The sequence below is a fragment of the Brucella thiophenivorans genome (genome assembly GCF_002252445.1).
In the GTDB taxonomy this organism is placed as follows: Bacteria; Pseudomonadota; Alphaproteobacteria; order Rhizobiales; family Rhizobiaceae; genus Brucella; species Brucella thiophenivorans.
In genome coordinates this window covers 327,891-352,584 of the sequence record NZ_NNRJ01000015.1, presented here as the reverse complement: position 1 = coordinate 352,584, position 24,694 = coordinate 327,891, and the positions used below count along the sequence as shown (strand labels likewise).

Here is a 24,694-nt window from a genome sequence, read left to right as displayed (position 1 = left end):
TTACTGCGTCAGGTCCATCACGACACGGCCTTCGATTTGGCCAGCGCGCATTTCATCAAAGATCGCATTGATATTGTCGATCTTGTCGGTGCGGATCGTCGCCTTGACCTTACCGTCTGCAGCAAAATCAATCGACTCTTGCAAATCAAGACGCGTGCCGACGATGGAACCGCGCACGGTGATACCGTTCAGCACCATATTGAAAATCGAAAGCGGAAACTCACCCGCTGGCAGGCCGTTCAAGGCAATCGTTCCACCGCGAGCAGCCATGCCGATAGCCTGCTCAAAAGCCTTGGGCGAAACAGCCGTCACCAGCACACCCTGCGCGCCGCCGTCGGTTTCCTTCTTGATATAAGCTGCCGGATCATTATGCGTCTTGGCATTGACCGTAACCGTTGCGCCCAGCTTGCGGGCAAGATCGAGTTTCTTGTCGTCAATATCGACAGCAGCAACATTCAGCCCCATGGCCTTCGCATATTGCACCGCCATATGGCCAAGACCACCGATGCCGGAAATCACAACCCAATCACCGGGCTTGGTATCCGTGACCTTGAGGCCCTTATAGACCGTAACACCAGCGCAGAGGATCGGGGCGATCTCGTTGAAAGCGATGTTCTTCGGCAGATGGCCAACGAAATTCGGATCAGCAACAACATAATCAGCAAAACCACCATTCACCGAATAGCCTGTATTCTGCTGCTCTTCGCAAAGGGTTTCCCAGCCGCCAAGACAATGCACGCAATGACCGCAAGCGGTGTAGAGCCAAGGAATACCAACGCGGTCGCCTTCCTTCACATGCTTGACGCCACGACCAACCGCCGAGACAAAACCAACTCCTTCATGGCCCGGAATAAACGGCGGGTTCGGCTTGACCGGCCAGTCGCCTTCGGCGGCATGAAGATCAGTATGGCATACGCCCGAAGCCTGAATTGCCACCTGAATCTGGCCATCACCCGGCACCGGAATCGGCACTTCATCAATGGTCAGTGGTTTACCGAATTCGCGAACCACGGCAGCTTTCATTGTCTTAGCCATTACGAGAACATCCTTCTAACTTTTGGGTCGGATAGACAGGCACAAAGTCCTGCCGACCCGACCCTTTCCTGGGAGGAAACAGGGGGGAGCGGCTTCGGCGTGATCTGCTGTAAAGCCGCACTGAATCAGTGAAATTTCAAAGGCAGCGACCCGCAGCTGATATGCTGCGGATCGCTTTCATTGTTAGAAGAAGCCAAGCTTCTTCGGGCTGTAGCTCACCAGCATGTTCTTGGTCTGCTGGTAATGGTCGAGCATCTTAAGGTGGTTTTCGCGACCGATACCCGACTGCTTGTAGCCACCGAATGCAGCATGGGCAGGATAGGCGTGGTAGCAGTTTGTCCAGACACGACCGGCCTGAATAGCGCGACCAAAGCGATAGGCACGTGTGCCATCACGTGTCCAAACACCGGCACCAAGACCGTAAAGTGTGTCATTGGCAATCGCGAGCGCTTCAGCATCATCCTTAAACGTCGTGACAGAAACAACAGGACCAAAGATTTCCTCCTGGAAAATTCGCATCTTGTTGGTGCCCTTGAACACGGTCGGCTTGACGTAATAGCCGCCTGCAAGGTCACCAGCCAGTTCATTGCGCCCACCGCCCGTCAGCACTTCCGCGCCTTCCTGCTTGCCGATATCGATATAGCTCAGGATTTTTTCGAGTTGTTCGCTGGAGGCCTGCGCACCGATCATGGTTGCCGGATCAAGCGGATCACCCTGAACGATCGCTTCAACGCGCTTCAGTGCGCGTTCCATGAACTTGTCATAGATCTTTTCATGGATCAGAGCACGGCTTGGGCAGGTACAGACTTCGCCCTGATTGAGCGCGAACATGACAAAGCCTTCGATGGCCTTGTCGAAATAATCATCATCTTCGGCGGTGACATCGGAGAAGAAGATGTTTGGCGACTTGCCGCCCAGTTCCAGCGTGACCGGAATAAGGTTCTGGCTGGCATACTGCATGATGAGACGACCCGTCGTCGTTTCACCCGTAAACGCGATCTTGGCAATGCGTGGGCTTGATGCCAGCGGCTTGCCTGCTTCAAGGCCAAAACCATTGACCACATTGAGTACACCTGCTGGCAGAAGATCGCCGATTACTTCCATCAGAACGAGGATCGAAGCCGGTGTCTGTTCCGCAGGCTTCAGCACCACGCAGTTACCCGCAGCAAGTGCTGGTGCGAGCTTCCACACAGCCATCAACAGTGGGAAGTTCCATGGAATGATCTGACCGACAACGCCGAGCGGCTCGTGGAAGTGATAGGCAACCGTATCGTGATCGATTTCGGAAATGCCGCCTTCCTGCGCACGGATCGCACCGGCGAAATAACGAAAGTGGTCAATTGCCAGCGGCAGATCGGCATGGGTGGTTTCGCGGATCGGCTTGCCATTGTCCCATGTTTCAGCCGCTGCAAGCTTTGGCAGATTGGCTTCAATACGATCTGCGATCTTGTTGAGGATTACAGCGCGTTCAGCAGGGCTTGTTTTGCCCCATGCTTCTTTGGCGGCGTGTGCCGCATCAAGTGCTGCATCAATATCGGCTGCATCGGAACGTGCGACTTCACACAGAACCTGACCATTGACCGGGGATGTATTGTCGAAATAGCGGCCAGACTTGGGTTCTACCCATTTGCCGCCAATGAAATTGCCGTAACGTTTGGCAAACTCCGGCTTTACGGAGCGATGAAATTCAACCTTATTCATTATATATTCCTCCCAAAATTCAACGCCGCTCCTAACGGCGTTTCAGACACAATGTGGCGCGGCTCTTGGGAGGAGTCATCCAGCGCTGGATAATATGCTGTATCAATGTGTCTCAATATTGAGACACATCGGGAAAACTAATGTGCCCTGATAATTTTCAGGCGATTAAGCTTACGATGAAGCGTGGCCCGGCTGATGCCGAGAAGCTTGGCAGCCGATGACACATTGCCTTCTGAACGCGCAATCGCGCGCAAAATAACGCTGCGCTCAGACTCTGCCATATCCTCACGCGGATCGGCATTCCAGCCGAGTAGGTCAGCGGCCGGCAGTGCGGTCGAAAGCGCTTCATCCGTCAGATCAAGCGAAAGTCGGGCTGCACGTGTAGCACCAATTACAAAGTCATCCTTATCAACCGCGATCAATGCGCCGCCTGTTCTGTCAGCACTAGGGGCAAGTACAATACGCGCATCCGGGAAAGCCTGGCGGAAATTCTCGGCCTCGATCCGGCGCGCGGCATCTATCACAGCCACTGAAATCAGTTGCACAAAGGCTTCTGTCAAATCGCTGCGACAGGACGAAACATCAAGCGCTGCCATAATGCGCCCCTGATGGTCATGAATTGGCGCGACTGTGCAGGAAAGCCCGATATTGCGGGTGTGAAAATGCTGGTCGCGATGAATGGTCAAAGCACGCTGCTCGGCAATGCAGGTGCCAATGCCATTGGTACCTTCAACTGCTTCGCTCCAGACAGCACCCGTCCAAAGACCCCAGTCGTAAAACGTATCGTCATCACCCGCAGCACCGCGACGTTCAACCGGCACACCTTGGCTATCAGCCAGCAGCACGCAGCAGCCAACACCGCCAACCGCCATGTAAAGCCGATCCATGCTTGCTTGTGCAATGCTAATTACCCGTTCCATACGTTGGCGGGCGGTGCGCAATTCATGATCAGAGAGCGTTTGAACGGAGCCCACTTCCGCAGGGTCAAGTCCATAGAGACGCGCAGAGCGTCGCCATGAAGCAACCAGCGCCGAGCGAGCGGCTCCTCCTGTCTCAATCTCGGAATGGATACGATCTGCGTGTATCCGGTCTTGCGGCGCACCCATGTTTTCCTCCCAGAAAGGCTGGAAACGGCCCACTGGAAAGATAATGACTTTTTATCGGACCGGTTGCAAGCGAGCCGTTACGCGACTTTGGCAGGTTCGACGAAAGTCTCCAGGGCTGCGACTTCCATCGCATTCATACGCAGGCCAAGTTTGGTTCGGCGCCAGAGAATATCTTCCGCCGTATGCGCCCATTCATGCTCGATGAGATAGCGCACTTCCGCCTCATAAAGATCAGCACCCAAATGTCGGCCAAGTTCTTCCAGAGATTTGGATTTACCCAGCAAAACGCGGGCGCGTGTCCCATAGAGCTTAAACAGGCGACGAGCATGGGGAGCGGATAGGAATGGATACTCAGCTTTCAGCTTTTCGAGTTCCTGGTCGAAAGCCGTCGCGTCAAAATCCCCCCCCGGCAGAGACGCAGCATGCGTCCATGGCGCGCCTTTCTTGCCAAGATGATGCTCGATCTTCTCAAGCATATGCTCGGCCAGCTTGCGTGCAGTGGTCAACTTTCCACCAAACACATTGATCAGCGGGGCGGCCCCCTGCGGCGCATCTTCCTTCAGTACGTAGTCGCGGGTCGCTTCCTGCGCCTTGCTTGCGCCGTCATCATAGAGCGGACGCACGCCGGAATAGGTCCAGACAATATCTTCCACCCGCACCGGCTCGCGGAAATATTCACTCGCCGCATTGCAGAGATAATCTGTTTCGCTCGGCGTGATCGCAACCTTGGCCGGATCGCCCTTATAATCCTGATCAGTCGTGCCAATCAGCGTGAAATCATCCTCATAAGGGACAGCAAAGATGATGCGGCCATCATTGTTCTGAAAGAAATAGGAACGCGGATCAGAGAATTTCTTGCGCACTACAATGTGGCTACCCTGAACCAGACGCACATTGTGCAATTGCCGGTGACCTTCGACACCCTGCAACACCTTGTCGGCCCAGGGGCCGGCGGCATTGACCAGAAGCCGCGCACGAAATTCTTCCCGCGCACCGGTGTCGATATTTTCAAGCGTTACTGTCCATGCTTCATGATCACGGCGGGCGGAAACAACTTTGCTGCGCGTGCGGATCATCGCACCGCGATCAGCGGCGTCACGTGCAGTGAGCGCCGTAAAACGCGCATCATCGACCCAGCAATCCGAATATTCGAAAGCCTTGGTGAAAAGCGGCTTGAGCGGCGCGGCGACCGGATCGGTGCGCATATCAAGTGTGCGGGTTGCAGGCAGCATTTTGCGGCCACCCAGATGATCATAGAGAAACAGGCCCAGACGCAAGAGCCATGCAGGGCGTACCCCACCCTTATGAAAAGGCAGCACAAAACGCATTGGATGGATCAAATGCGGAGCATTGGCCCATAGCACTTCGCGCTCCATCAATGCCTCGCGCACCAGACGAAACTCGTAATGCTCCAGATAGCGCAAGCCGCCATGAATAAGCTTGGTAGCGCGCGATGAAGTGCCGCTTGCAAGGTCGCTCATCTCGGCGAGACCGACAGAAAAGCCGCGACCAACCGCGTCTCTTGCAATGCCGCAGCCATTAATGCCGCCACCGATTACGAAAATGTCGAATATTTTATGCTGCGCCATGGTGAACCCTGAAGATCATCTCCAACCACCAAAACGAATATAATTTATTTAATACGAAAGCAAAACGAAAATGAAACGAAACTACGATTCTTTCTCTTCGGAAGAGCTTTGAGGGGCTGTTTCAATCAGCTCAACCTCATTTTCGCGGCACAAATCGCGCAATTGCTGCGACGGGCAGCGATCAGTGATAAACGTATGCACCTGGGATATATGGCCAAGGCGCACAGGTGCCGTGCGTTCCAACTTGGTGGAATCGCTCACCAGAATGACATGACGCGCATTGGCGATAATCGCCTGCGCCACTTTCACTTCGCGGAAATCAAAGTCCAGCAGTGCGCCGTCTTCATCCATTGCCGATGCACCGATGATTGCGAAGTCAACTTTAAACTGGCGGATGAAATCAACTGCCGCCTCGCCGACAATACCGCCATCGGAAGCACGCACCACGCCGCCTGCAATAATGACTTCGATTTCAGGATAGACGCGTAGTGTGTTGGCGACGTTGATATTGTTGGTGATGACCATCAGATTATTGTGGTCGATCAGCGCATGGCTGACGGCTTCGGTGGTTGTTCCAATATTTATGAACAGCGAAGCACCATCGGGGATCATTTCGGCAGCAGCCCGCCCGATCAGCTCCTTCTCATGGGCGGCAATACGGCGACGTGCCTCATACTCCATATTCTCGACACCGGATGGATAAAGCGCACCACCATGGATGCGCCGCAGCAGGCGCGCCTTGCAAAGATCATTGAGATCCTTGCGCACCGTTTGCGGCGTTACATCGAAAGCAGCCGCGAGATCATCGACAAGAACCTGACCCTGTCGGCGGGCTATATCCAGAATTGCATTGTGGCGAGGAGTAAGCTGCATTTTGTGCCCGGCAATAGAAGTGTTCTAACGAGAGCATTTCCAGCAAAAGTGAGAAGCGGTTTTGCGTTGGATAATGCGTAAAAACCAAAGGATAGAGCGTTTCCTACGATTCTTTCTAAACTGGAACCGCTCTAGAGTGTTTTAATTTCGCTTTTTTGCAAGAGAAAGCAACCGCTTGATGACAAATCAGCGGGAAAGTGGCGCGAAAGCCCGCATTTTCATAATCCGCGGCCAAGGTTGTGAACCGAAAGCCACCGAAAACCCATAAACTTTCGTTTAGAAGTAAAACGAAGGTCATAATTTTTCATCTAAAAACATCCGAACGATAACAATAAAGATTAATAATAATAAACCACTTACACATTGTAGGTAAAAAATAGCACAACATTTATATTCACAGAATCTATATTTTACATCATATCTCAGTAATCCTTTTTGATACACAAAATGGAAAAATATAATAAATGATAACGGCGCCTTTATCATAATAAAAACTCGAATATAGAAAGTAGAAGTTAAAGGGGTTAGCTATGTCTAAACTGGGTATCCTTTGCTTATCTGGCGCAATACTTCTGTTCAATGGAAGCGCATTCGCTCAAGCCGTCAACGTCGACAACAACACAAACTCCGCATCGCAAGCAGGTGCAACAGCTATTGCAATCGGCGGCGGCGGCAATTCGCCGGATAAAATCAAAACCACTGTTCCTGCATTCGCACCGGGACTTGTTGCGGCAGGCGTTCACTCCTGTGCAGGCTCGACAAGTGTCGGCGTTGGCGCTACCGGCTGGGGCTTAGGCTTTGGCAGCACCTATGAAATGCGTGAATGTAACCGGCGCGCCTATGCCGCAGCACTTCTTGGCATGGGGCAAAACAGGGCCGCACTTGATCTGATCTGCCTCAACAAGGAAGTCAGAGCATCGCTGAATGCAACAGGCGTAGTCTGCCCGTCACAGGGGCTCGCCACCCGCGCTGCAGCTCAACCGGTCCGGACAAGAGTACCGCTTTTTGCTTCGGTATCTAACGAAGAACCCGCATCAATTCCTGCACGCACAATAGCAACAAATGCCACAACACAAACGCCAGGCGGTAAACGCACTTACTCCGCCAAGGCACTTGGCCTGAATTCAAATCAGTTGAAGGCCAAAGGGTGTGTTTTGCGCACAACGGCGAACAATAGTCAGGCATGGTACTGCTCGCGCCCCTTGATGTGAAAAGACAATAAGCAACCTGCATCGGCCCGAAAGCCGTTTTGGGCCGATGCAAAGCGTCGATACAGCCTTCTACTCATATGAAGCTTATGATGATTAGCGGGGTATATCGTCGGGATATGCTGGCATGAGAGGGACCTAGAGCAGCTTTCATCTTACTCAACGCATCAGAACCGCTCTGTCTCTTTGTTTTTATGAAACAAGAGGAGTTTTATCGTGAAAAAGATCATTATCGCATCTATCGCATTGCTTGCTGCGAGCGCTCTGCCAGCAGCAGCACAATCGGTCAAATGGAATGGCAGCTTCGGCGGCTCAAGCGGCGCAGGCTCTGCTGTAACTGGTGGCTTTGCATTTGGCGCAGGTTCCACCGCAGCAGGACAGGCAGCAACAACCGGCTGGGCCGAGGGCAAAGGCACTGTCCTTGGTATGGGTGGCAAAATTGGCCATTATGGCGCAAGTGGCGGCATCGGTTCAGGCTATTTCACTTCAGGCTCCGGCGGTCAGTCGGCTGCCATGGCACAATCGGGCACCGGGTTTCTGGGCGGAAGTTCAGCAGGCACAGCCTTTGGTACAACGTCCGGCGGATCGTCCGGAAGCATCAGCCTTCGACCCTGATTGGGGTTTAAAAGCATGCCTCCCAAAAGTGGGAACCGGTTTTGGGATAAAGGTATGCTTGGGAACAAACAATTAAAGCGTGGTCTATTCATATAAAAAACGCAACACGCTTTAATGGCTATTTGTTGAGCGAAAGCCATCGTTCTAAAAGCTCAACAGATAGCTACACCGCTTTCATGACCGCAGATGGAACAGACTTCGTTTCGAACTGCCATAGCATCAGCCGGAAAATCGCAATCGATTTTTGGAAAGCAAGATGCTTCGATTCAATAAACTAGAGCGGCAGGCGCGCAATGTGAGCGTGTGGCATGTCTTTATCCCAAAACCGGTTCCCACTTTTGGGAGACATGCGCTAAACGCGTGGCGATCTACGGAATGAATGAGAGACCCCTCAAAGGATACCCACTCTCATTCTGTAGGGGCGGATGAAAATCTGCCCCTACACTTAAGCGCATCGCAAAAAGCGTGAAACGGTTTTCAGATGGGATGTGCGTTAAATTAAAAAATTGAGACACACCGATTTGATTGCCCGGAAAAGCAGAAAACGCCTGCTGATCTTATCAGTCCGGCGCTTCATGGTATTATTAATTTCATGTCTATGCGTTCACTCTGTACCGAATTTGTTGCCATACATTTTATGCAGCTTACAAACGACCTCGGTCCGGTTTGCAGCGCCGATCTTCCGCATTATGTTGTGAACATGCGCTTTGACGGTGCCTTCACTCATACCAAGCTCAAATGCGATGATCTTGTTGGATTTCCCCACGCGGATGGCATGGACAACTTCGATCTCGCGCACGGTTAACAATTCGCCCAGCACATCGTCGCTCATTTCCTGAGACGGCGGCTTCATCAGCATTGATGCCGGCACATACATGCCCCCCGCAAGCGCCAGATGAATGGCTTCAACGCAAATCTTGATGTCGACAGATGTCGGAATATAACCGCGCGCACCAATTTCCATCGCACGAAGGACCTGCGCCCACTCTTCGCGTTCAGCAAGCAATACAACCGGTATCGGATGCCACGCCTTGATCTCAGCTTCCAGTTCGTCAGAGAAAAACGGATCCGCAAGACGCTTTGAACCTATATGCATGAGAACAACGATGGCACCATTCAGCGGCATATTCTTGTCGACCGCTGCATAGCTGACGACAGGCAGCTTAAGCCCGTTCATCATCAGTCCATTAAAAAGGCATTCACGCTCCAGATTGCTTTTGCAGACAAGCATCAGATGAGGCTCACTCTGCACAGGCAAACCGGCTGCATAACCTCCGTCTCTTACTCTTTCGCCAGCGACAACCGGAAATCCATTCCCCGCGCCGTCTGGTGCAGCCCATAAATATCGTTCTCTGACTTCAAACATTGCTTTAGTTTCCCCTGTTACTCAGGTTTGCATTCAACGCAAAACACTAGTTACGCCAAAAAACTATGACAGTTTATTCTGATTTTTATTGCCAATCAGGATGAAGACTGGTCTAAATATTGCTATCGTTAAATAAACGTGTCATTAACTTATGTTAGCGTTTTATAAAAAAATAAGCTGACCATAAGAACGACTTCGGGAACAGAAAGTTATAAATTCTATAACTTTCGTTGGGCATAGGCAGCGGATGCACAGTGGGACTCAGAACTCCACAGCCCTGATGATTGACGGCCTGGTTAGTCTATTGGAATCGCCTCCAATTCTAGCCAAACTCAACGCGCAAGAAAAACAAACTCTTCTATCGCTCACGCTCACCGAAAACAGCTATCCTGCCGATGCAGTCATTATCAATCAGGGGGCTTCCATCCGAAGCATTCATCTGGTGCGTTCCGGCTGGGGATGTGTCTATCGCGATCTTTCCGGTGGTGAACGTCAGATCATCGATTTTCCGATGCGGTGCGATTTTGTTGGGCTAAGAACCGCCGACGGCTATAGCTACAATACGATCAAGACAATTACACCGATGTCGGTTTATGAAATACCGCTGGCATCGCTTGAAGAAACAATCTGGAAAATGCCACGACTGAGCATGATATTCATAGAGTTGCTGTCACGGCAGCGTTCCATGCTCATTGAACATCTCACCAATGTTGGCTGTCGCAGCGCCTTTGTCCGCACCGCCCATCTTTTACTGGAACTTTCAGATCGTGTGACCTCTTGCGGAATGGGCGAACCGGATTCCTTTTATTGTCCACTGACACAATACCAGCTTGCCGATGCTCTCGGCCTCACACCGATCCATCTCAACCGCATGATGCGGGAGCTGCGTGAAGAGGGGCTGATCACGTTCAAAAATTACAAGGTGGAAATTCTCAATCGACAGCGATTGGTGGAGATCGCCGAGTATGACGGCGCATTCATGCGCATGTCAGTCTTCGACAAATCAATCTAAATATATTTTTCTGAGAAGAAAATGGTCGGAGCGAGAGGATTCGAACCTCCGACCCTCTGGTCCCAAACCAGATGCGCTACCAGGCTGCGCTACGCTCCGTAACCATAAAACCGAGACTCAATAGTCAGGGTGTGAGCGGCTTATAGCGCTGCTCTTTTGAACCCGCAAGAGGAACATCCAGCTTTTTTTAAACTCTTTTGACGGCAAACGAGTTTTAAATAAAGTTTGGGGCTAAACCTGCACCATAAGCCACGAAATCCGGGTTGAAAAAGCTTTGCACGGTTCCGTCAGAACGCTGGCCATAAGTCAGCGGACGTGCATCGAATGTCGTCGTCATACCGCCCGCCGCGCGAAGAATAGCATCGCCCGCTGCCGTATCCCATTCCATTGTTGGGCCAAAGCGCGGATAAAGATCGGCATCGCCACGCGCAATCATACAGAATTTGAGCGACGATCCCACCGAAACACTATTTCCAATATTGTTGGCTTTCAAAAACTGTTCTGTTTCCGGCGTCACATGTGAACGGCTGCACACGACAACCCGTTCAGGCGGCGCGATACGCGCCTTGATCGGGCGCTGGCTTTGGATCTGATGATTGGCGCTGGTGATAGCTTCCCATGCGCCTTGCGCGTTGCCAAAATAAAGCAGATTGCGCACCGGCGCATAGACCAGACCCAATATGGGCAGGCCATCTTCAATCAACGCGATATTGACGGTGAAATCGCCGTTACGCAGCAGAAACTCGCGTGTGCCATCCAGAGGATCGATCAACAGGAAGCGTCGGCCAAGATGTGCAGGCAATCGACCAGCTGCAGCCTCTTCTTCTGCAACCACTGGAATATCTGGCGCAAGCGTGCGAAGCGCTGACAGGATGACGGCTTCTGCGGCATGATCGGCTTCAGTGACCGGCGACTGATCCTTCTTGGAATGAACCGCACAGCCGTTATCGTAATGTTTCATGATCACGCGCCCCGCCTCAAGCGTTGCATCCTGCAAAACGGCGAGAAACGCCTGGCCGTTCGGATCGGCATAGGGTGAGGCGGATGTTTTCATTTTCTCAAATCGACCAGGAATCACTGCCATAGCTGCCGATGACACCACGTTCGGCCAGATACTTTTCCACTTCCGCGACGAGTTCGTCAATGTCCCGCCCTGCGGTGCTCAAATGAAGTTCAGGCGAAAGCGGTGCTTCATAAGGGGAACCGATGCCGGTGAAAGCCTTGATTTCCCCGCGCAGCGCTTGCGCATAAAGCCCTTTCGGATCACGCGCCATACATTCCTCAATCGGCGTATCGACAAAGATTTCGATGAATTCACCTTCGGGCAGCCGTGAGCGCACGCGGTCGCGTTCTGAACGGAACGGCGAAATGAACGAGACCAGCGTAATCAGCCCGGCATCGGCCATAAGACCCGCTACCTCTCCAACGCGGCGGATATTTTCCGCACGGTCCTCATCGGAGAAACCAAGATCGCTGTTGAGACCATGACGAATATTATCGCCATCAAGCAGATAGGTGTGCTTGCCGAGCGCATGAAGCCGCTGTTCGAGCCTGTTGGCAATGGTCGACTTGCCAGATGCTGACAGGCCTGTAAACCACAGCACGGCGGGCTTCTGGAATTTCTGCGCAGCACGCGCCTGCTTATCGAGATCAAAAGCCTGCAAATGTACATTGGTTGACTGGCGAAGCGCATGGTCGATCATACCGGCGCCAACCGTGGCATTGGTCACACGATCAATCAGCACGAAAGCACCTGTCACGCGGTTATCCGCATAGGGATCAAACACGATCTGATCCGCCGTCTGAAGATGACAATGCCCGACTTCATTAAGATCAAGCTGCGTCGCCTCTTCCCGCGCAAATGTATTAACGTCGGTACGGTATTTGATCTCGCTGACCGTTACCGGTGTCTGATCGGTTTCGGTGCGTAGCAGATAGGAACGCCCTGGCTGTAACGCCTCTTCACCGAACCACACAATGTTGGCGCTAAAGCGATCTGCCACTTCAGGCCGCGCTTCCGCACCCACCAGCATATTGCCACGAGAGACTTCAATCTCGTCGTCGAGCACCAGTGTAACCGCCTGCCCTTCGCTGACGCGGGGCAGATCACCATCATAGGTGGCGATGCGTTTCACCTTCGATTGCTTGCCCGACTTAGCAACCACGACCGTATCGCCTTCTGCAATAGCCCCTGAGGCAACCGTGCCGGAGAAGCCGCGGAAATCAAGATTTGGGCGGTTCACATATTGCACCGGAAAGCGAAATGGCTTGCCGATGCTATCTGTATCAAGGCGCACGGTTTCCAGATGCTCCAGCAGATATGGTCCCTGATACCAGCCTATACGCGGCGAAAGGCTGCTAACATTATCGCCAAAGCGTGCAGACAGCGGAATTGCCTGAATACTGGCAAAGCCTAAGTCTTTGGCAAAGCTCATATAGTCAGCGACAATACGTTCAAAAGCGTCTTGCGAGAAATCGACCAAATCGATCTTGTTGATCGCCACCACTATGTGCCGGATGCCAAGAAGCGAGGCGATAAAACTATGGCGGCGCGTCTGTGTCAGCACGCCCTGCCGCGCATCGATCAGCACAACTGCAAGATCAGCCGTCGAAGCGCCTGTAGCCATGTTGCGCGTATATTGCGCATGGCCCGGCGTGTCGGCCACGATGAACTTGCGGCGCGGGGTTGAGAAGAAGCGATAGGCCACATCGATGGTGATGCCCTGCTCGCGTTCGGCTTCTAGGCCATCAACCAGCAACGCAAAATCAAAATCGTCATCCGTGGTGCCGAATTTGCGGCTGTCGTTCTTCAGCGTTGCAAGTTGATCCTCAAAGATCAGCTTGGTGTCATAGAGCAAACGCCCAATCAGCGTGGATTTTCCGTCATCGACCGAACCGCAAGTCAAAAAGCGGAGCAGCGTCTTACGTTCCTGATCGGCGAGAAACTCGCTGACGGCTGCACTTGCTACAGAAGGCTTCAATATGGCGTTCATCAAAAATAGCCCTCCCGCTTCTTCTTTTCCATCGAGCCTGCTTCGTCACGATCAATGGCGCGACCCTGACGCTCTGACGTGCGGGCGATCAGCATTTCTTCGACAATGTCCGAGAGATTGGTGGCGCTCGATTCAATCGCGCCGGTCAGCGGATAGCAACCGAGTGTGCGAAACCGTACCATCCGCTCTTCAATCTTCTCACCGGGGCGCAACGTCATGCGCTCATCATCGACCTTGATGAGCATGCCGTCACGCTCGACAACCGAGCGCGGTGCTGCAAAATAGAGCGGCACAATCGGGATATTTTCCTGAAGAATATATTGCCAGATGTCGAGTTCGGTCCAGTTGGAGAGCGGAAAGACTCGGATCGATTCACCGGCTGCAATGCGGGTGTTATAGACCTTCCACATTTCCGGGCGCTGGCTTTTTGGATCCCAGCCATGCTGCGCATTGCGGAACGAGAAAATGCGCTCTTTGGCGCGTGATTTTTCCTCGTCGCGGCGCGCGCCGCCAAAAGCTGCATCGAATTTGTATTTATCTAATGCCTGTCTGAGCCCGACCGTCTTCATGATGTGCGTATGCACATTGGAGCCGTGCGTGAAAGGACCAACGCCATCGCGCACGCCGTCTTCATTGATATGAACGAGCAGTTTAAGGTCCTTTTCGCGGGCCTGCGCATCGCGAAACTCGATCATTTCCCGAAATTTCCAGGTCGTATCGACATGCAGAAAAGGAAATGGCGGCGGTGCAGGATAAAACGCCTTCATCGCCAGATGCAGCATTACTGCCGAGTCCTTGCCAACCGAATAGAGCATAACCGGATTTTCAAAAGTCGCCGCCACTTCACGGAAAATATGGATTGCTTCTGCTTCCAGGCGCGCAAGATGCGTCAGGTTTTTGGTCAGGGATGCATGATGCACGTCGGTATCTCCGGGAGGCCAGCTCAACTGGTTTGCTATGACGCGCATTGTCGTGAAAGGCAGAGCAAAAGGAAAAGTATGCTATCGCGTATTGCGAGACGCTTGAGCGAAAACTTGCCCGTTTTAATCCCAAAGCAGGAACAAACTTGCGCCAAATCGAAAAGCCGATTTTTGCCTCAAGCTACGGAAAATACTACTGAATTTGTAGTATTAAAGCATTTTGAAGGGAGTAAGAATATCCTTCGGGTCAATCCGCCAAAGGAAAAGTGGGTGCTATAAAAGGCCAAAAGTGCGCGCTTTAGCGACTGCCTGCACCTTGTTGACGGAAACAAGCTTGGTCAAAACATTGCTGATATGGAAGTTGACGGTACGGGTCGAGATATTGAGAATTGTGCCGATAATCTCGGCTGTCTTGCCCTCACTCGTCCAGCGCAAAATTTCACGTTCACGCGCTGTCAGATTAACTTCCGCAACGCAATTAATGCTAGGCACATTGAGATGCTCAAACATGGCGAGGTGCAGAAGATTGGTCACAATCTGCATCTGGCGACGCAGCATTGATATTTCGCCGTCTGACAAGGCTGGCTTCTCACGCAGGAATGTCAGAACTCCGAAAACGCCTTGGGCCGCCCAACAGGGTTGTGAAACACCCGCTTTCAAACCAAATTGCTGTGCATCCGCCCATAACTGAGGTGCCTCAGCGAACAGTTTGGGCGACCAGATGATAGGCTCAATTGAATTAATCCCCCGACGCAGGACGGGATCGATTTCAACATATTTCTTTGCGCCATAATGTTTCTGCCAGGCCTCCGGCAAAGTCTCAAAACGTATCCAGCGCGAAATGCTGTCGAGCGACGGCACACACATAGCATAGGAAACATAAGCAAAGCCGAGCTTCGAGGCGTAGGATTTAATTTGTTCAAACAGGGTTTCTGCATTGTCGGAGGACTGGATGGTCTCGTAAAAATCTTCCCATTTCATGGCCGGAATCCTGATATTGTTTCGATGAACCAAAAGAATTTCTGAATAAGATCAGTCAAAGAGGTACATTCCGGCCTGCAATACACAGCCAGATAAACAAATAGAAATTTATAGGATTCTATGGCGCCGGAACCCGAATTATTAACTTATCGACCACAATACCGTGAGCCACCTGTATTACATAACACATGATTTTCGGCTCATCTACACATAATAATTTCAATAAATCTTCAAATTACACAAAACAAATACTGATTGATGAATAGAGCAGATCCAGCTTAAAAATAATGACAGGAACCGCTCCGCTCTTTTGTTTTTTGCGTTGTCCAGCGCAAATAGCTCACGCACCATTACTGGAAAGACGTTATTTAGAACTTGAGTAAATTTAAATAAACAAGCCCCGCATTGCCGGGCTTGTTTATAATTTGTTCGATTGCTATCAAGCAGCCGCTTCAACCGGCTCCGGTGCCTGACCGGGAATGTAATTGAGCACAGGCCCAAGCCAGCGCTCGACTTCGTCAACGCTCATGCCCTTGCGGTTCGCATAATCTTCAACTTGATCACGCTCGACCTTGGCAACACCGAAATAGTAGCTCTCCGGATGGCCGATATAGAGGCCCGATACGGACGAACCCGGCCACATCGAATAGCTTTCAGTTAGCTCCACGCCCGTTTGTACCGTTGCATCCAGTATTTCAAACAGGGTCTTCTTTTCGGTGTGATCAGGCTGCGCCGGATAACCCGGAGCCGGACGAATACCTGCATAACGCTCGTGGATCAGATCGTCATTCGACAAATCTTCACCCGGCGCATAGCCCCAAAACTCATTGCGCACACGCTGATGCATCAGTTCGGCAAAGGCTTCTGCGAAGCGGTCAGCCAGTGCTTTGACGAGAATGGACGAGTAATCGTCATTCGCCCGCTCGAAGCGTTCGGCAATTGCGACTTCCTCAATACCAGCCGTGACAACAAAGCCACCGACGTAATCATGCTTGCCGCTATCACCCGGGGCCACGAAGTCAGACATAGCGACATTGGGGCGGCCGTCACGTTTGGACAATTGCTGACGCAGCGTGAAGAAGGTTGCAAGTTCTTCTTTCCGGCTTTCATCGGTGAACAGACGAATGTCATCGCCCACCGTATTTGCAGGCCAGAAACCAATGATGCCACGCGGCGCAAACCACTTCTCTTCGATGATCTTTGCGAGCATGGCCTGTGCATCTGCCCAAAGCTGACGCGCTGCTTCACCCTGCTTTTCATCTTCAAGAATGGCTGGATAGCGGCCCTTCATCTCCCATGTCTGGAAGAATGGCGTCCAGTCGATATAGCGCGCAATCTCTGCAAGATCGTAGTTCTCGAATGTCTTTGTGCCGAGGAATGTAGGCTTGGGCGGCGTGTAAGCATCCCAGTCGAGCTTATGCGCATTTTCGCGCGCACGAGCCAGTGGCAGACGCTTCTTTTCGGCCTCATTGCGGGCATGAGCCGCCGCAACCTTCGCATATTCGGCACGGATGCCGTCGACATAAGCGCCCTTATTTTCAGGCGACAGCAGATTGGAAACAACACCCACCGCACGGCTGGCATCGATCACATAGACCACCTGTCCCTGCTCATATCGCGGATGGATTTTCACCGCCGTGTGCACACGACTGGTCGTAGCGCCACCGATCAGCAGCGGCACGTTAAAGCCTTCACGCTCCATTTCGGCGGCCACATGCACCATTTCGTCGAGCGACGGGGTGATAAGACCGGAAAGGCCGATAACATCGACATTTTCAGCGCGAGCCGTGTCGAGAATTTTCTGTGTCGGAACCATCACACCAAGATCAATGATCTCATAATTGTTACAAGCGAGAACCACGCCGACAATATTCTTGCCGATGTCATGCACATCACCCTTGACGGTTGCCATCAGCACCTTGCCGGCACTCTGGCGACCTTCACCGCCATTCAAGCGCTTTTCTTCTTCCATGTAAGGCAGAAGCACAGCAACAGCCTGCTTCATCACACGTGCGGATTTAACCACCTGCGGCAGGAACATTTTACCAGCGCCAAACAGATCGCCCACCACGTTCATGCCTGCCATCAGCGGGCCTTCGATAACGTGCAGTGGACGCGCGGCAGCGAGACGCGCCTCTTCGGTATCGGCTTCGATATATTCTGTGATGCCATTGACCAGCGCATGGGAAAGCCGCTTTTCAACCGGCCATTCGCGCCAGCTCAAATCCTGTGTCTTGGCTTCTTTTGCACCCGTACCTCGGAATCGCTCCGCGATTTCGAGCAATCGCTCTGTGCCATCATCGCGGCGGTTCAGCACCACATCTTCGCAGGCCTCGCGCAATTCTGGATCAATCGTATCATACACCGCCAACTGACCGGCATTGACGATACCCATATCCATGCCAAGCTGGATAGCATGATAAAGGAAGACCGCATGCATGGCTTCGCGCACCGGCTCATTGCCGCGGAACGAGAAAGACAGATTTGATATGCCACCAGATATGTGGACGTGCGGCAAAGTCGATGTGATTTTGCGTGTCGCTTCCAAAAAGTCGACGCCGTAATTATTGTGCTCTTCAATACCGGTCGCGACCGCAAAGACGTTCGGATCGAAGATGATGTCTTCAGGTGGGAAACCGACCTGTTCGGTCAGGATTTTGTAGGCACGGGTACAAATTTCGACCTTACGCAGTTCGGTGTCGGCCTGTCCGGTTTCGTCAAATGCCATGACGACAACTGCCGCGCCATAGGCACGAACCAGTCGCGCATGATGCACGAAAGCTTCTTCGCCTTCTTTAAGCGAGATGGAATTAACAATCGGCTTGCCCTGAACGCATTTCAGACCAGCCTCGATCACTTCCCATTTGGAACTGTCGATCATTACCGGAACGCGGGCAATATCCGGCTCCGCAGCGATCAGGTTGAGATACTCAACCATGATCTTCTGGCTGTCGATCAGCCCCTCATCCATGTTGATGTCGATAATCTGCGCACCGTTTTCCACCTGATCGCGGGCGACAACCAATGCCGCCGAATAATCACCAGCCGTAATCAGCTTGCGGAAACGTGCCGAACCTGTGACGTTGGTGCGCTCGCCGACATTGACGAAAGGAATATCCTTGGTCAGCGTGAAAGGTTCAAGACCCGATAGGCGCATCAAAGGCGGCACCTTGACCGGCTTGCGCGGCGGGTGTTTGGCAACCGCAGCCGCTATTGCACGGATATGATCCGGCGTCGAGCCACAGCATCCACCGACCACATTCACGAGGCCTTCTCGCGCGAAATCCTCGATCTGCGCAGCCATCGCTTCCGGGCTTTCGTCATACTGGCCAAACTCGTTTGGCAGGCCCGCATTCGGATAGGCGCAGACAAATGTATCAGCAATACCGGCGATTTCAGCGAGATGTTCGCGCATCGCATTGGCACCGAGTGCACAATTCAAGCCAATGGTGAAAGGCTTGGCATGACGCAGCGAATACCAGAATGCGGTTGGCGTCTGACCGGAAAGCGTGCGGCCTGAAAGATCGGTGATCGTGCCGGAAATCATTACCGGCAGATGCACGCCCTTCTCGATAAATACTTCTTCGGCTGCAAAGACCGCAGCCTTAGCGTTCAGCGTATCGAAGATCGTCTCAATGAGAATAATGTCGGAGCCACCATCAATCAGGCCGCGGATCTGATCGGCATAGGCAATGCGCAGATCGTCAAAAGTGACGGCGCGATAGCCCGGATTATTAACATCCGGTGATAGCGAAGCCGTACGGTTTGTTGGCCCCAAAGCGCCCGCCACAAAGCGGCGGCGACCATCTTTTTGCTGCGCACGGGTTGCCGCACGACGCGCCAGACGTGCACCGTCGCGGTTGAGTTCATAGACCGCATCTTCCATGCCATAATCGGCCTGCGCGATTGTCGTCGAAGAGAATGTGTTGGTTTCCAGAATATCAGCGCCAGCCATGGCGTAGGCATAGTGAATTTCTTCAATCGCCTTTGGCTGGGTGAGCGTCAAAAGGTCGTTATTGCCCTGAAGCTGGCAATCGCAGGCACCAAAGCGCTCGCCACGAAAATGCTCTTCGTGGAAGCCAAGCCCCTGAATCTGCGTACCCATAGCCCCGTCGAGAATCAAAATGCGCTCACTTGCGGCTTTGATCAGTGCTGCAAGCACTTCAGAACCGTCCGGCTTTACTGCCGTTGAACCAAAAAGATTATCGAGGGAAGACGTCATAGGGGATTACCACCTGTATTCAAATACGCTTCATCGCTACAGCACCGCATGGGTCTATAGCACATCAGAGCCGCTTAATGACATAAACATATCTTTATGTCAATTCCTGGCAGGTCTTTTTAGTTCCAGTGCGCGGCTTCAACCAACTGTTGCTGCCGACAAGAAAAAGTGAGCTATGGCAGCCACCTACCCGCCACATTACGGTAGCAAAATCAGCAACAGGTATAAAAGAGGAGAAACCGATGAAGAGGTTTGCATCGTCCTTATTTGCGGCATGCCTGGCGCTTGGGTTTGGTATGCCAGCTGCCACATCCACCAATGCATCCGCCCTGATAACGCCCGCCTCTCAAAGCGCAATAAAAGCTCCAGTCGAAACCGTGCAATATTACGATTATCGTGGAGATCGTCGAGATTGGCGTGGCCCACCACCGCGTTATCGCGATGGCTATCGCTATGATCGGCCGTATTATCGGCCCTACTGGGGACCGCCACCAGTCTATCGCCTGCCACGCTATCGCCCCGCGCCAGTCTATCGGGGCGGCGGCAATGCGCATGTACGCTGGTGTTATAACCGCTATCGGTCCTACCGGGCTTACGACAATACTTTCCAGCCCAATTACGGCCCACGCCGCCAGTGCTATTCACCATATATTTAAAACCAGAAAAGCCCCGGATAATCCGGGGCTTTTTCAATATTCACATGACTAGGAAATCAGGTTACAAAAGCACCGATTGAAGCAGCTACCAGACCAATGGCAATGGCAATCATCACACCATAGACGCGGGGCTTATCGAAGAGTACAGCAAAAGCTGAAAACCAGGCCACAACTCCTGCGCCAAGGGCAAAAAGAAAGCCGGGCTTATCGCCGTGATAAAGGTTAGCCGCCATTAACCCGGCAATAATCACCGCGCCAAAAACGATCATCAATCCTGTTGCATAGCGTTCGTAATCGTCCATCAAAATTTCCTCGTTCCGATCACATGAAACACGCACCGGAAGATATCGCTCAATCATTTGGCCATTTGAAGACATAACGATATGCCATGTCTATGGCAGGTTGCTCTCACACAATCACTATTTGCGCCGTTCTTCAACCACTTCGCTGCAATTGTTGCGACTGACCACAGAGTCGTTGCGGCAAAGCCGCAGAATCGATGCTATATTGCCGCTTATGGATTCGACCGGCATCAGCATTTTTGTAACCCCTATCGGCCCGTGCGGAATCGCATGGGATGCGGGCAAAATTATTGGCGTGGAAATCGGTGATGCCGACGAAAGCGAAACGCGCTATCGGCTGCAAAGCCGCTTTTCAGATACGGAGTCATTTTCCCCACCCGCTTACGTGACAGATGCTATCAACATGGTTTGCGTGTTGCTTGATGGTGGCGATCCGGATTTCTCGCAAACGCCACTGGCGCTTGATCAGGTGCCGGACCTCAACCGCAAAGTCTATGAAATTCTTCTGGAATTGAAAGCCGGTGAGACCATCACCTACGGCGCGATAGCGCGGAGACTCGGCGATGTCAGTCTTTCGCAGGCGGTTGGCTATGCGCTTGGCAAAAACCCATTTCCGATCATCGTTCCCTGCCATCGGGTTTTGGGCTCCAATGGCAAGGTCGGCGGTTTTTCGGCTGCGGGGGGAACGGCAACAAAACTGCGACTGCTCAATATCGAGCGCGCCCGAACTTCAACAGAGCCAGACTTGTTCGGTGGCCTGCCATTGCAGGCACCACCGCACTCTGATTAATCAGCCCTTGTCTGTCACGACATCTGCCGAGAACCGCAATTCACGCATCGGGCGCACATATTGTGTAGACGCGTCATATGTCGGATGATTTTTGTACGCGAAAAGCGCTTCTTCATCCTTAAACTCGGCATAGACAACGAGATCAATCGTGTTGCCCATCGGATCTACTTTGGAATTCGGCAGAACTTCAAACACGTCGGAATAAGGAATAGTGCCCAACTGCTCCAAACCCTTGCGGACGACATCGATGTCCTGATCTGGCTTGACGCTGAAGAAAACAATGTGGCGGATCACGTCTCGTCTCCAATGGTTTATGCGGCGTATCTACCGCATCATCCATCGAAGCAAAACAATAAAAAGTTGGTTGCTAAGATTTTACGCGCCGCCAAGCAAACCCACCTTTTTGCTGTACCGAACCGCGACCGGGTTGATAATAGCCGGGCGTATCAACAAGACGCTGCTCGCCAAGGCGCGATTTCGCAATCTTGTTGGTCACTTGCAGACTGTCAAAACCTGTACGCAACATGAGTGCTGCCTGATCAATCAGCACATCGCCCGTCGCACGCAATTCGCCTTCAAAGCCTGCACGGCGCAGCACTTCGGCCTTCGAATAAGACCGACCATCGTTGAAAGCCGGAAACTGCAAAGCAATAACTGGCAAGTTTTCCAGATGATCAAGCAAAGGCTCAATCTTCTCACCCGGCGCAACAGATACACCGATGCGGCGGTTGGAAGAGCGGCGCAGTTCTTCATCAAGCCCAAGCCAGATGGCGAGCGGAATGATGATCGCAGGCGCATCACCCGCCGCTTCCAGATCGTCTGCAAAGACATAATCGTCGTCGCGAAAGCCGTTCTCGGACCAGAGCTTCGTTTCCAATATCGTTTCACTCATTTCTGGTCCAAAACTCCGTAGTTTTTAAGGCTATCCGTGAGGCCCGTCAGATGGATGCCGCATTCGGTCTTTTCCGAACCGGCCCAGCGTCCGGCGCGCTGATCTTCGCCATCACTCACCGGCCGTGTGCAGGGCATGCAGCCAATGGAACGGTACCCCTGTTCAGTTAGCGGATGCACGGGAAGATCATGCTTTTGCGCATAGGCACGCAGGTCTTCCGAGCGCATACGTGCAAGCGGATTGATGCGGATACGCGGGCCAACCGATTCAAAAACCGGCAAAGCATTACGGGTCGAGGCCTGAAACTGCTTACGACCCGTCATCCACGCCTGATATGGTGCAACGGCACGCGCCATCGGTTCCACTTTGCGGATAAAGCAGCAGCGGTCCTTGTCGGTCATCGACAAAGCACCAAACGGATCATCCGTCTTCACGCTTTCCTCAAGCGGCAAGATATCCTGCACATCGAGAAGACCCAACCGATCCACCAGATCATGCCGATAATCGAGCGTTGCGCGGAAATGCTTGCCCGTGTCGAGAAACAGAACCGGCGTTGCCGGATCGATCTCGGAAATCATGTGCAACAGCACAGCCGATTCAGCACCAAATGATGAAACCACCGCGATGCCACCCTCAAATAGTTCGCGTGTGCTTAACGCAATCACCTCTTGCGGGGAGGAAGCAGTATAGCTTCCTTCCAGCAACCGGGCTTGCGCCTCCGCCTTTTGATCGGAAGTGAGATCAGCTTCAAGCCGCACGACTCACCTCTCCATAAAGCGCGCGTTTAAACGGCTCCATACCAACCCGGCGATAGGCCTTGAGGAATGTCTCTTCACCGCTTTCACGCAGGCCGAGATAGGTATCGACCACGGTTTCAATGGCATCGACCACTTCTTCGGATGAAAAACCGCGTCCGGTAATGTCACCGATCGACGTATGCTCATCACCGGACCCGCCCAGCGTGATCTGATAGAGTTCCTCGCCCTTTTTCTCGACGCCAAGAATACCAATGTGACCGACATGATGATGGCCGCAGGCATTGATGCACCCGGAAATCTTGATCTTGAGATCTCCGATTTCAAGCTGGCGCTGCTGATCGCCAAATCGTTCGGAAATACGCTGTGCGACCTGGATCGAGCGCGCATTGGCAAGCGCGCAATAATCTAGGCCGGGGCATGCAATAATATCGGTGATGAGACCAGCATTGGCTGTCACCAGACCGTCCGATTGCAAGAGATCATATACCGCCGGAAGATCGGCCTTGGCCACATGTGGCAGAACCAGATTTTGCTCATGGCTAACGCGGATTTCATCAGACGAATAGGTCTGCGCAATATCCGCGACCAGTTCCATTTGCTCTGCACTGGCATCACCCGGAATCCCGCCAATGGGCTTTAGCGAAATCGTGACAACCGCATAATCCGGGTTCTTGTGCGGCGTGACATTACGCTGGGTCCAAGCTGCAAAATCAGCATCGGCCTTCTGCGTGACGGCGAGAATTTCCCAGCCTTCGGGACGCTGCGGCAAATCCGGCATACGGAAATAGCTTTCAATGGCATCAATATCGCGCTGCGGCAATTTCAGATCGCTATAGCGGATCTGTTCCCATTCAGCGTCAATCTCCTGCACCAGCGGCTCGACGCCGGTTTCATGCACGAGGATTTTGATACGTGCCTTATATTTGTTATCGCGGCGTCCATAGAGATTATAGACGCGGACAATAGCGGTCACATAGGTCAGCATGTCCTCAAGCGGTAGGAAATCGCGGATTTTCTTGGCGACCATCGGCGTGCGCCCCTGCCCACCGCCGATATAGACGGCCAAGCCCAGTTCGCCTGCGTCATTTTTCTTGAGTTGCAAGCCGATGTCGTGCACCTGAATGGCCGCACGATCATGCTCGGAGCCAACAATCGCAATCTTGAATTTTCGCGGCAGATAGGAAAACTCCGGATGTAGCGATGACCACTGGCGCAGAATTTCTGCCAGCGGGCGCGGATCGGCTACTTCATCATGCGCAGCGCCGGCAAAATGATCAGCCGTCACATTGCGAATGCAATTGCCCGACGTCTGGATCGCATGCATTTCGACTCCCGCAAGTTCTTCGAGAATTCGCGGCACGTCTTTCAGTGCTGGCCAGTTATACTGAACATTCTGACGCGTCGTGAAATGCGCGAAGCCACGATCATAATCTCGCGCAATCGAACCAAGCCTACGCAACTGGCGGCTCGATAATGTGCCATAGGGGATCGCCACGCGTAGCATATAGGCATGTAATTGCAGATAAAGACCGTTCATCAGCCGCAAAGGCTTGAACTGGTCTTCCGTCAATTCGCCAGAAAGGCGACGCCCAACCTGATCCTTGAACTGTGCAACGCGGGCCGCAACAAAATCGCGGTCAAATTCATCATAACGATACATAGTAATTTCCGATAT

General features: G+C 52.6%; 21 protein-coding genes and 1 tRNA gene. 5 read left to right on the top strand and 17 right to left on the bottom strand.

Going from position 1 to position 24,694, the window contains the following annotated elements; genetic code table 11:
* The 5 genes from adhP to CEV31_RS06595 all read right to left on the bottom strand — a co-directional run bounded on the left by adhP (position 1) and on the right by CEV31_RS06595 (position 6,304).
* Positions 1-1,035 (bottom strand): alcohol dehydrogenase AdhP, encoded by a 1,035-nt coding sequence (gene adhP, locus CEV31_RS06615; protein WP_094506233.1) that lies wholly within the window; start codon positions 1,033-1,035, stop codon positions 1-3.
* A 183-nt stretch (positions 1,036-1,218) separates the two neighbouring features.
* Positions 1,219-2,736, bottom strand: a complete 1,518-nt coding sequence (gene adh, locus CEV31_RS06610; RefSeq protein WP_094506232.1) for an aldehyde dehydrogenase — start codon at positions 2,734-2,736, stop codon at positions 1,219-1,221.
* Positions 2,737-2,873: 137 nt separating this feature from the next.
* The gene (locus CEV31_RS06605) at positions 2,874-3,842 is read right to left on the bottom strand and encodes a GAF domain-containing protein (RefSeq protein ID WP_094506231.1); all 969 of its coding nucleotides are present in this window, start codon (positions 3,840-3,842) and stop codon (positions 2,874-2,876) included.
* 77 nt (positions 3,843-3,919) lie between these two features.
* Entirely contained in the window at positions 3,920-5,431 is a 1,512-nt protein-coding gene (gene glpD / locus CEV31_RS06600; protein ID WP_094506230.1) for a glycerol-3-phosphate dehydrogenase, read from the bottom strand.
* A gap of 81 nt (positions 5,432-5,512) precedes the next feature.
* Positions 5,513-6,304, bottom strand: coding sequence for a DeoR/GlpR family DNA-binding transcription regulator (locus tag CEV31_RS06595; protein ID WP_094506229.1), 792 nt, complete (start codon positions 6,302-6,304; stop codon positions 5,513-5,515).
* 530 nt (positions 6,305-6,834) lie between these two features.
* On the opposite strand from CEV31_RS06595, the gene CEV31_RS06585 reads away from it, so the two are divergent.
* Both CEV31_RS06585 and CEV31_RS06580 read left to right on the top strand, forming a co-directional pair.
* On the top strand, positions 6,835-7,515 hold the full coding sequence (locus tag CEV31_RS06585) for a hypothetical protein (protein WP_094506228.1): 681 nt from the start codon (positions 6,835-6,837) through the stop codon (positions 7,513-7,515).
* A gap of 213 nt (positions 7,516-7,728) precedes the next feature.
* Entirely contained in the window at positions 7,729-8,127 is a 399-nt protein-coding gene (locus tag CEV31_RS06580) for a hypothetical protein (protein ID WP_094506227.1), read from the top strand.
* A gap of 604 nt (positions 8,128-8,731) precedes the next feature.
* Here CEV31_RS06580 and CEV31_RS06575 read toward each other — a convergent pair.
* On the bottom strand, positions 8,732-9,493 hold the full coding sequence (locus CEV31_RS06575) for a helix-turn-helix transcriptional regulator (protein WP_094506226.1): 762 nt from the start codon (positions 9,491-9,493) through the stop codon (positions 8,732-8,734).
* Between the two features lie 247 nt (positions 9,494-9,740).
* Here CEV31_RS06575 and CEV31_RS06570 point away from each other — a divergent pair, with 247 nt between their 5' ends.
* Complete coding sequence (locus tag CEV31_RS06570) at positions 9,741-10,505, top strand: Crp/Fnr family transcriptional regulator (RefSeq protein ID WP_094506225.1); 765 nt, start codon at positions 9,741-9,743, stop codon at positions 10,503-10,505.
* A 22-nt stretch (positions 10,506-10,527) separates the two neighbouring features.
* On the opposite strand, the gene CEV31_RS06565 is transcribed toward CEV31_RS06570, so the two are convergent.
* The 6 genes from CEV31_RS06565 to metH all read right to left on the bottom strand — a co-directional run bounded on the left by CEV31_RS06565 (position 10,528) and on the right by metH (position 19,621).
* Positions 10,528-10,604: transfer RNA gene (locus tag CEV31_RS06565), tRNA-Pro, on the bottom strand.
* Positions 10,605-10,719: 115 nt separating this feature from the next.
* The gene (gene cysQ, locus CEV31_RS06560; RefSeq protein WP_094506224.1) at positions 10,720-11,559 is read right to left on the bottom strand and encodes a 3'(2'),5'-bisphosphate nucleotidase CysQ; all 840 of its coding nucleotides are present in this window, start codon (positions 11,557-11,559) and stop codon (positions 10,720-10,722) included.
* Positions 11,560-11,563: 4 nt separating this feature from the next.
* Positions 11,564-13,498, bottom strand: a complete 1,935-nt coding sequence (cysN, locus tag CEV31_RS06555) for a sulfate adenylyltransferase subunit CysN (RefSeq protein WP_094506223.1) — start codon at positions 13,496-13,498, stop codon at positions 11,564-11,566.
* Entirely contained in the window at positions 13,498-14,418 is a 921-nt protein-coding gene (gene cysD, locus CEV31_RS06550; RefSeq protein ID WP_094506556.1) for a sulfate adenylyltransferase subunit CysD, read from the bottom strand. The genes cysN and cysD overlap by 1 nt, the downstream gene beginning before the upstream one ends.
* A 273-nt stretch (positions 14,419-14,691) precedes the next feature.
* A complete protein-coding gene (locus CEV31_RS06545) occupies positions 14,692-15,399 on the bottom strand; it encodes a LuxR family transcriptional regulator (protein ID WP_094506222.1) in 708 nt (235 codons plus the stop codon).
* Positions 15,400-15,838: 439 nt separating this feature from the next.
* Positions 15,839-19,621: a methionine synthase gene (gene metH / locus CEV31_RS06540; RefSeq protein ID WP_094506221.1), complete on the bottom strand. Its 3,783-nt coding sequence runs from the start codon at positions 19,619-19,621 to the stop codon at positions 15,839-15,841.
* Between the two features lie 242 nt (positions 19,622-19,863).
* Between metH and CEV31_RS06535 the strand changes: the two genes are divergently transcribed.
* Positions 19,864-20,277, top strand: a complete 414-nt coding sequence (locus tag CEV31_RS06535; RefSeq protein ID WP_094506220.1) for a BA14K family protein — start codon at positions 19,864-19,866, stop codon at positions 20,275-20,277.
* 56 nt (positions 20,278-20,333) lie between these two features.
* On the opposite strand, the gene CEV31_RS06530 is transcribed toward CEV31_RS06535, so the two are convergent.
* On the bottom strand, positions 20,334-20,579 hold the full coding sequence (locus tag CEV31_RS06530) for a hypothetical protein (protein WP_094506555.1): 246 nt from the start codon (positions 20,577-20,579) through the stop codon (positions 20,334-20,336).
* Between the two features lie 214 nt (positions 20,580-20,793).
* On the opposite strand from CEV31_RS06530, the gene CEV31_RS06525 reads away from it, so the two are divergent.
* Complete coding sequence (locus CEV31_RS06525) at positions 20,794-21,369, top strand: methylated-DNA--[protein]-cysteine S-methyltransferase (protein ID WP_094506219.1); 576 nt, start codon at positions 20,794-20,796, stop codon at positions 21,367-21,369.
* On the opposite strand, the gene CEV31_RS06520 is transcribed toward CEV31_RS06525, so the two are convergent.
* The 4 genes from CEV31_RS06520 to CEV31_RS06505 form a co-directional block, all read right to left on the bottom strand.
* On the bottom strand, positions 21,370-21,663 hold the full coding sequence (locus CEV31_RS06520) for a Dabb family protein (protein WP_094506218.1): 294 nt from the start codon (positions 21,661-21,663) through the stop codon (positions 21,370-21,372).
* Positions 21,664-21,736: 73 nt separating this feature from the next.
* Positions 21,737-22,261, bottom strand: coding sequence for a DUF934 domain-containing protein (locus CEV31_RS06515; protein WP_094506217.1), 525 nt, complete (start codon positions 22,259-22,261; stop codon positions 21,737-21,739).
* Positions 22,258-23,019, bottom strand: coding sequence for a phosphoadenylyl-sulfate reductase (locus tag CEV31_RS06510; RefSeq protein WP_094506216.1), 762 nt, complete (start codon positions 23,017-23,019; stop codon positions 22,258-22,260). Before CEV31_RS06510 ends, CEV31_RS06515 begins: the two co-directional genes overlap by 4 nt.
* The gene (locus CEV31_RS06505) at positions 23,009-24,679 is read right to left on the bottom strand and encodes a nitrite/sulfite reductase (RefSeq protein WP_094506215.1); all 1,671 of its coding nucleotides are present in this window, start codon (positions 24,677-24,679) and stop codon (positions 23,009-23,011) included. Before CEV31_RS06505 ends, CEV31_RS06510 begins: the two co-directional genes overlap by 11 nt.
* Positions 24,680-24,694 lie beyond the last annotated feature (15 nt).